Annotated in this window: 8 protein-coding genes; 5 read left to right on the forward strand and 3 right to left on the reverse strand. The window is 71.1% G+C overall.

The window, feature by feature from the left end; genetic code table 11:
• Positions 1 to 52 precede the first annotated feature (52 nt).
• A complete protein-coding gene (locus tag ABZ845_RS16940) occupies positions 53 to 613 on the forward strand; it encodes a hypothetical protein (RefSeq protein ID WP_360979558.1) in 561 nt (186 codons plus the stop codon).
• Complete coding sequence (locus tag ABZ845_RS16945) at positions 610 to 1,941, forward strand: carotenoid oxygenase family protein (RefSeq protein ID WP_360979561.1); 1,332 nt, start codon at positions 610 to 612, stop codon at positions 1,939 to 1,941. Before ABZ845_RS16940 ends, ABZ845_RS16945 begins: the two co-directional genes overlap by 4 nt.
• A gap of 55 nt (positions 1,942 to 1,996) precedes the next feature.
• Here the strand turns inward: ABZ845_RS16945 and ABZ845_RS16950 are convergent, their stop codons facing one another.
• Complete coding sequence (locus tag ABZ845_RS16950; protein ID WP_360979564.1) at positions 1,997 to 3,571, reverse strand: MFS transporter; 1,575 nt, start codon at positions 3,569 to 3,571, stop codon at positions 1,997 to 1,999.
• A 66-nt stretch (positions 3,572 to 3,637) separates the two neighbouring features.
• Here ABZ845_RS16950 and ABZ845_RS16955 point away from each other — a divergent pair, with 66 nt between their 5' ends.
• Entirely contained in the window at positions 3,638 to 4,210 is a 573-nt protein-coding gene (locus ABZ845_RS16955) for a helix-turn-helix domain-containing protein (protein WP_360979567.1), read from the forward strand.
• A gap of 24 nt (positions 4,211 to 4,234) precedes the next feature.
• Here ABZ845_RS16955 and ABZ845_RS16960 read toward each other — a convergent pair whose 3' ends face one another.
• Both ABZ845_RS16960 and ABZ845_RS16965 read right to left on the reverse strand, forming a co-directional pair.
• Positions 4,235 to 4,813, reverse strand: coding sequence for a hypothetical protein (locus tag ABZ845_RS16960; RefSeq protein ID WP_360979570.1), 579 nt, complete (start codon positions 4,811 to 4,813; stop codon positions 4,235 to 4,237).
• Between the two features lie 106 nt (positions 4,814 to 4,919).
• Positions 4,920 to 5,504 (reverse strand): TerD family protein, encoded by a 585-nt coding sequence (locus ABZ845_RS16965; protein WP_360979573.1) that lies wholly within the window; start codon positions 5,502 to 5,504, stop codon positions 4,920 to 4,922.
• Positions 5,505 to 5,981: 477 nt separating this feature from the next.
• Between ABZ845_RS16965 and ABZ845_RS16970 the strand changes: the two genes are divergently transcribed.
• Together ABZ845_RS16970 and ABZ845_RS16975 are read left to right on the forward strand one after the other, a co-directional pair.
• A complete protein-coding gene (locus tag ABZ845_RS16970) occupies positions 5,982 to 6,776 on the forward strand; it encodes a TIGR03936 family radical SAM-associated protein (RefSeq protein ID WP_360979576.1) in 795 nt (264 codons plus the stop codon).
• A gap of 244 nt (positions 6,777 to 7,020) precedes the next feature.
• On the forward strand, positions 7,021 to 7,232 hold a 212-nt coding region (locus tag ABZ845_RS16975), incomplete at its 3' end, for a hypothetical protein (protein WP_360979579.1).

Consider the following 7,232-nt stretch of genomic DNA (forward strand, 5'->3'; position numbering starts at 1 on the left):
GACCTTCTAGTTTTGACATGTCAACAATGGGGACTCCGAAATGGAGAGATCAATGTCCTACCTGCGTACGTTCCTGCCGTGGATCGTCTTCGCCGTGCTCCCCTCGGGGAACTGGCAGTGGGCGGCGCTGGCCGCACTGGTGGTCTCCGTAGGGCTCATCGCCCAGCAGGTACGGGCCGGCACCGGATTCGACGCGCTGATCATCGAACTCGGTTCGGCGGCCTTCTTCGCCGTCCTGGCCGTCATCGCGTTCAAGAATCCCGACTCGGGCGTGCACGACTACTCCGCGGCCCTCTCCTCGGGCACCCTCGCGGTCATCGCCGGTGTCTCACTGGCCATGGGCAAGCCGTTCACCCTGGGCATCGCCAAGCGCACCACCCCGCCCGAGGTCTGGAACCTCAAGCCGTTCATCCGCACCAACGTCGTCATCACCGCCGTATGGACCGCCGCCTTCGTCGTGACCGCGGGCGCCCTCGCCCTGCTTGCCCACGGCGGACAGGGCCACTCCACCGTCGCGACCCTCGTCCAGATCGCCGGGTTCGCCGTCCCGATGGTCTTCACCGTCCGCTACGTCGCCCACGTCCAGGCCAAGGCCGGGCGGGTGGTCCGGTGATCCCCCGTCACCTCGCGGGGAACTACGCCCCGGTCGGCGAAGAACTCACGGCCCACGTCCTGCCGGTGACCGGAACCGTCCCGCCCGCACTGGCCGGCTGGTACCTGCGCAACGGCCCCAACCCGGCCGACGCCGCCTCCGGGCACTGGTTCTTCGGCGACGGAATGGTCCACGGAGTGAGGCTGGAGGGCGGGCGCGCGGTCTCGTACCGCAACCGCTGGGTCCGTACCGCCGGCTTCACCGACGGCGCGCGGATGTACGACCAGCAGGGGCGGCGCGACCTCACGGCGGGCCCGGCCAACACCCACGTCATTCGGCACGCCGGCCGCACCCTCGCCCTGGTCGAGACGGCCCTGCCCTACGAACTCACCCGCGACCTGGACACCAAGGGTCCCCACGACTTCGGCGGCAGGCTGCACACGGCCATGACCGCCCACCCCAAGGCCTGCCCCACCACCGGAGAACTCCACTTCTTCGGCTACGGGATCATGGAGGCCGACCACCTCACCTACCACCGGGCCGACGCCGACGGCGAACTGGTGCTCAGCAGGCCCATCGAGGTCCCCGGACCGACCATGCTGCACGACTTCGCGCTCACCGCCGGGCATGTCGTCTTCATGGACCTGCCCGTCGTGCTCGACCCCGACATGGCCGTGGCCGCCAAGACCATGCCCTACCGCTGGGACGACGCGTACGGGGCCCGGCTGGGAGTACTGCGCCGCGACGACCCGCACGGCGCGGTGCGCTGGTTCGGCATCGACCCCTGCTACGTCTTCCACGTCCTCAACGCCTACGACGCCCCGGACGGCACCATCGTCATCCACGTCATGCGGTACGCGGAGATCTGGCGGCACACCGACGAGGGCGTCAGCGCGCCCAAGGACGCCGTCCTGTGGACCTGGACCATCGACCCGGCCACCGGCACGGTCCGCGAGGAGCAGCGCGACGACCGGTCCGCCGAGTTCCCGCGTGTGGACGACCGGCAGACCGGACTCGTCTCCGCGTACGGGCATGTGACCTGTGGTCACTCGCTCGTGCGCTACGACCTCGCCACCGGGGCCACGACCGCCCATGACTTCGGCCCGCACCGGACCCCCGGTGAGGCCGCCTTCGCCCCGGCCGACGACAGGTCCGGTGGCCCCGGCTGGCTGATCACCTACGTCCATGACGCCACCACCGACCGCAGTGACCTGGTCATCCTGGACGCCGACGATCTGGGGGCCGATCCGGTCGCCACCGTGCACCTGCCGACCAGGGTGCCGTTCGGCTTCCACGGCAACTGGCTCGGCGACCAGGGTCTTTCGTTCGGATCGGGCCCCGCTCCCTGATCCGGCCCGACCCGAACGAAAGACCCTGGTGCCGGGGCGGTCACCGGGCTCGCGGTCACGCGGCGGGGCGCCGACGGCCGAGCAGGAGCGCAGTCGGGACGGCCAGGGCGAGCAGCACGATTCCGGCGACGAGCCAGCCCAGATGGATGGCGTCGGTGAACGCGCGGGGGACGGCGACGGACACGGCGTGCGCCAGTGCGGCCGGGGGACGGCTCGTGCCCCCGTGCGTGACCCCGGAGACGATCTCGTCGGCGCCGCCCGCCGGGATCCCGGCCGTGGTGAGCCGCTCGCGCAGGTACTCCGGGAACCGTGTCGTCACCAGGGTGCCGAGGATGCTGGGCCCGAGGACGCTGCCGAGCTGGCGGAACATGTTGACCGACGCGGCGGCCATACCGGCCTGGAGCGGGGGCACGCTGTTGACGGCCGCGGCGGTGGAGGGCGCCACCAGCAGCGCGGAACCCGCACCGGCCACGAACAGCCCCGGCCACAGCGCCCCGTAGCCGCTGAACGGCCCGGCCGCCAGCAGGGCCAGGGCACCCGCGCCCATGAGGATCAGCCCCGCGGTGAGCGTGAGGGCGACGCCGAACCGGCGCACCAGGCGCGCGGCGAGGGCGCTGACGACTATGTAGGTCGCGAACATCGGCAGGAGCTTCACCCCGGTGTCCAGGGCGCTCGCATGGACGATCCGCTCCAGGTACAGCACGGTGAGCAGCGAGATGCCGACGAAGCCGAACATCGTGACGGCGCCGATGCTCATCACGGCGGTGAACGAGGCGCTCCTGAACAGCCGCAGCTCCAGCATGGGATCGTGGTGGCGGAGTTCGACCCGTACGAAGGCAGCCAGCGAGACGGCGAAGACCACGTAGGCGGCGATGATCGGGGGGCGGCCGTAGCCCGTGGCGCCGCCCTGGATGATGGCGTACGTCGCCGACGCGACCGCGAGGGTGCCGAGCACCATGCCCGCGGGGTCGAACCGGCGCGCCGGATGCTTGCTCTCGGACACGAACACCGGGGTGAGGACGAGGGCGAGCACCCCGATGACCAGGTTGGTCAGATAGACCGCGTGCCAGGAGACCTGGTCCAGCAGTACGCCCGCGACCAGCGGTCCGACCGCGAGCCCGAGGCCCGCGCAGCTGGCCCAGACACTGATCGCGCCGGTCCGCTCCTGGGGGTCGGTGAAGGTGTGGCTCACGATCGCCAGACTCGACGGCAGTACGGCCGCCGCGCCGACGCCCATGAGGGCCTGGGCCGCGATGACGAGGTCCGCGCTGTGGGCCAGGAAGGCGAGCCCGCTGCCGAGCGCGAACAGGAGCACGCCCACCAGGAACATCCGGCGCCGCCCGAGGAGGTCGCCGAGGGTGCCCGCGGACAGCACGAGGCTGACCACGGCGAGGCTGAAGGCGCTGCTCACCCAGACCACGGTGCTCGCGGACACATGCAGATCGTCCTGGATCGACGGCAGCGCCGAGATCGTGGACGACACATTGACGAAGGTCATCATCACGCCGAGGCAGAGGACGAGGAGGGCCCACCAGCGCCGCCTGCCCTCCTGCGTGCCCGGCGATCTGTCCGAAGAAGCGGGCGCGGGGCGGCCTCCGGCCCGGGTGTTAGGCTGACTAGTGGAAACCATAGTTAGACGCTAGCACGCTGACTATGTATATGCCTAGCCAGGTGGGATGTGAGGGGCGTGAAGGGCATGCCGAAGTCGACTGAGTCGGAGCTGACGGGCACGTCGGAACCCGGTGCCGAGGCCGCCGTCATCGCGCGCACGGGTCGTTTCTCGGACCGTGACGCATGGGATGCGGAGGGCTGGTGCCATATGGAGCACGCCCTGGAACTGGTCGGCACCCGGTCGGCGATGATCCTGATGCGCGAGATCTACTACGGCGGACGGCGCTTCGAGGAACTGGCGCGGCGCACGGGCCTCACCGAGGCCGTCACGTCCCAGCGCCTCAAGCGCCTGGTCGACGCCGGCCTGCTGCAACGGCATCCGTACCGGGAACCGCGTCAGCGCACCAGGTACGCATACGCCCTCACCGATCTGGGCCGGTCGCTGTTCCCCGTGTTCGTCGCCCTGATGGAATGGGGGGCCCGGCTGGGCGGCGAGGGCGGCGTCGAACTCGTCCACGCCGACTGCGGAAGCCCGCTCACCGCCGTGGTCCAGTGCGCGAAGGGGCATGAGGTCGCCCTGCCCGACGCGGTCGCGCGGCTCGCGTCGGACGGGCAGGCGGACGGAACGCCGGATGGTGGCGCCGCGCCTGCCCGGTAGCCAAGGGGCTTGGCCGGCCGCGGGTCAGTGGCCCCCGGAGGGAACGTCGCAGCCGGAGTGGTCGGGATAGCCGCCGAAGGCGTCCGCCTTGACGGAGTCGCGGTTCAGCGTGCCCTCCAGACACATCGAGGAGGCGTCGATGAGGAAGTCGACCCCGGTCGGATTCTGGTACGACTCCACCTTCCCGGCCGGGTAGCCGAGGCGGGTGAGCGCGGCGAGCGTGCTCGCCGCCTCGAAGTCGCCGCGCTCGCGCAGCGGTTCGAGAGCCTTGGTGATACGCGCGGACGCCGCCAGCCCGTCGCAGCGCTTCTGGCCGTGCAGCGGGAAGGGAACCCTGAAGCCGTGGTTCTCCGCGTAGTGGTCCGTGGGCGGCGAGGCGGGGGCCGAGCCGCCCGCGGTGGTCGGTGCCGCCGGGGAGGAGCTCTCGCCGGGGCACGGGAAGTCCGTCGGAACGCTCGGCACCGTCGTCGTCGACCCGGCCCGCGAAGGCCCGGCCGCGCCCGCGTCGCCCCCCGCCCGCTGCGTTCCGCAGCCCGCCAGCACGGCGAGCGCTGCCAGCGGCAGCATGGAACGGCGGACCGCCGTCGATCTGATCTTCGTCATGGGCCGATGATCCCCCGGGGTCACGGCGGACGTCATGAGTATCTCTACCCAGGGCCGCCAACGGGGTTCGGAGGCGGCCCAGGGGTGTCCCTCTGCCGGCTACCGGCTACTTGCTGATCGCGAAGCGCATCAGAGCGTGCTCGTCGCCCTGCTTGATCTTCCCGGTCACATTGATCACCTCGAGCTTCCAGGTGTTTCCTACCCGCAGAGCCTTGGCCACCGCACAGCCGTTGTCCTGGGTGAGCAGGCTCGGCCAGATGTCGGCGACCTGCTGGGAGCTGCCCCCTGTCGCGTCGTACACCTTGAAGCTGATGTTGCGCGCCTTCTGGAACGAACTCCCCTTCTTGAAGGCCGCGGCGACGAACACGATGGAGGTGATGTGGGGCGGTATCCGCGCGAACTCGACCGTCACCGTCTCGTCGTCGCCGTCCCCGCGGCCGGTCTGGTTGTCACCGCTGTGCACCAGGGAGCCGTTGCCCATGGGGTCGAGCGAGTCGAGGCCCGCAAGGCGCACCGGGTCCATGCCCTGCATGGCGACGGCAATCAGGTCGAGATCCGTGCCGGCCTTGCGGCGGAGCACCCCCATCACGCCGCCGCTGGTCCCGGCGGTGGGGTCCCAGGACACGCCGATGGACAGATGGGTGACACCGTCCAGATCCGCCGGGCCGTCTTCCTTCTTGAGCGTAATCATGCGTGGATCATCCTCTTGGTGGCCGGATTGCGACACGCAAAGTGTGCCTGGAATCAACGGGATTCCACATGGCGGATTCGCTACAAGCAGGTGACAAAGGGCGATGTGGGGGGACTTGGGCGGGACTGGCGGCGAACGGTCTCCCGCGGCCTGCGGGTTCGCCGCGATACCCGCGCGCTCGGCGGAGGCCGGGTGCCGGTAGCGCCCCGCGTACATGCCGGCGTGGTCCGTGTCCGCCCGGCTCTGGTCGTACCGGCCGGTGCCCGGCGCCCGGCCCCGCGGCCGACGGCGTCCGGGAGGGGGCGGAGGCAGGCGGCGGGAACCTATGACCGGTGAGGCACGTAATCTAGGTACTGGGTATCCCGGGTACCGAGCATCCAGGTGCCGAGGTATCCGGATATGAGTAGGACCGCTCTCACCGAAGGATGAACGACACTGGGCAAGCGACAGCCCGAAGGCCCGCCGCCCGCACCCGCGGTGCAGCGCATCCGACTGCGCTACACCAAGCGCGGCCGCCTCCGGTTCACCAGCCATCGTGACTTCCAGCGCGCCTTCGAGCGTGCGCTGCGCCGTGCCGAGGTGCCGATGGCGTACTCGGCGGGGTTCACGCCGCACCCGAAGGTGTCGTACGCCAATGCCGCACCCACCGGCACGGGCAGTGAGGCGGAGTACCTGGAGATCGCCCTCACCGAGGCGCGCGACCCGGGCACGCTGCGCGAACTTCTCGACGAGTCGCTGCCCGGCGGGCTCGACATCGTCGACGCCGTCGAGGCCCGCACATCCGGGCTGGCCGACCGGCTGACGGCCTCCGTGTGGGAGCTGCGCCTGGACGGCGTGGACCCGGCGGACGCCCGGCGCGCGGTCGAGGCGTTCAACGCGGCCGAGGCCGTCGAGGTCCAGCGCATGACCAAGAACGGCGTCCGCACCTTCGACGCCCGTTCCGCCGTCGCGAGCCTTGAGACCGCTGCGGCGGCTCACGTCGCGAACCATGATGCGCCGACCGGCCAGCCCTGTGCGATACTGCGGCTGGTTGTTCGGCACGTGACGCCTGCCGTACGACCCGACGACGTCCTGTCCGGTCTCCGCGCCGTGGCCGACCTGGCGCCGCCGGTCCCCGCAGCGGTGACCAGGCTGGCGCAGGGGCTGTTCGATGAAGAGACCGGCACGGTGACCGACCCGCTCGCGCCCGACCGCGAGGCAGCAGTGACCGAGCCGACCACGGCCGCCACGACTGCCACCGCGGCGGCGGCGATGCCGGAAGGTTCCGCGTAAGGACGGGCGTCGAAGCGCAGCCCTGGTACTCGGGAGCCACCTGGGTCGGGCAGCGCACCGACCAGAAGACTTTCGCCAGGCCGTAAGCGACAAGGCGTACGGAACCGGCGAGACAGGACACAGAGAGCTCCCGAGCGGCGCCCGCGCCCCGGACGGCGGCACCGCGCATCGCGCGAGCCGCGGACGTCACCGGTGATGCCGGACCAGGCGCGGCGCCCGGGAGCCTGACGGGAGATACGCCCGCATGCTCGAACCGACCGAACCCACCGAGGGTTCCGAACACAACAACACCCCCAGCGACACCCTGCCGCCGCGCCGTCGGCGCCGTGCGGCGTCGCGCCCCGCGGGCCCGCCGTCGGCGGCGTCCGAAGCCGCGCCGAGCGCACCCTCCGCCGAGCCGGCGGAGGTCGAAGAGGAAGAGGCGGAGGCGGTCGTCGCCGGGCCCGAGGCGCCGGT

The sequence above is a fragment of the Streptomyces sp. NPDC047022 genome, assembly GCF_040644155.1.
In the GTDB taxonomy this organism is placed as follows: domain Bacteria; phylum Actinomycetota; class Actinomycetes; order Streptomycetales; family Streptomycetaceae; genus Streptomyces.

Excerpts from the sequence above, each read along its gene's own strand:
- ABZ845_RS16955 (WP_360979567.1), top strand. The coding sequence starts at position 3,638 with ATGCCGAAGTCGACTGAGTCGGAGCTGACGGGCACGTCGGAACCCGGT.
- ABZ845_RS16950 (WP_360979564.1), bottom strand. The coding sequence starts at position 3,571 with ATGGTTTCCACTAGTCAGCCTAACACCCGGGCCGGAGGCCGCCCCGCG.
- ABZ845_RS16960 (WP_360979570.1), bottom strand. The coding sequence starts at position 4,813 with ATGACGAAGATCAGATCGACGGCGGTCCGCCGTTCCATGCTGCCGCTG.
- ABZ845_RS16965 (WP_360979573.1), bottom strand. The coding sequence starts at position 5,504 with ATGATTACGCTCAAGAAGGAAGACGGCCCGGCGGATCTGGACGGTGTC.
- ABZ845_RS16940 (WP_360979558.1), top strand. The coding sequence starts at position 53 with ATGTCCTACCTGCGTACGTTCCTGCCGTGGATCGTCTTCGCCGTGCTC.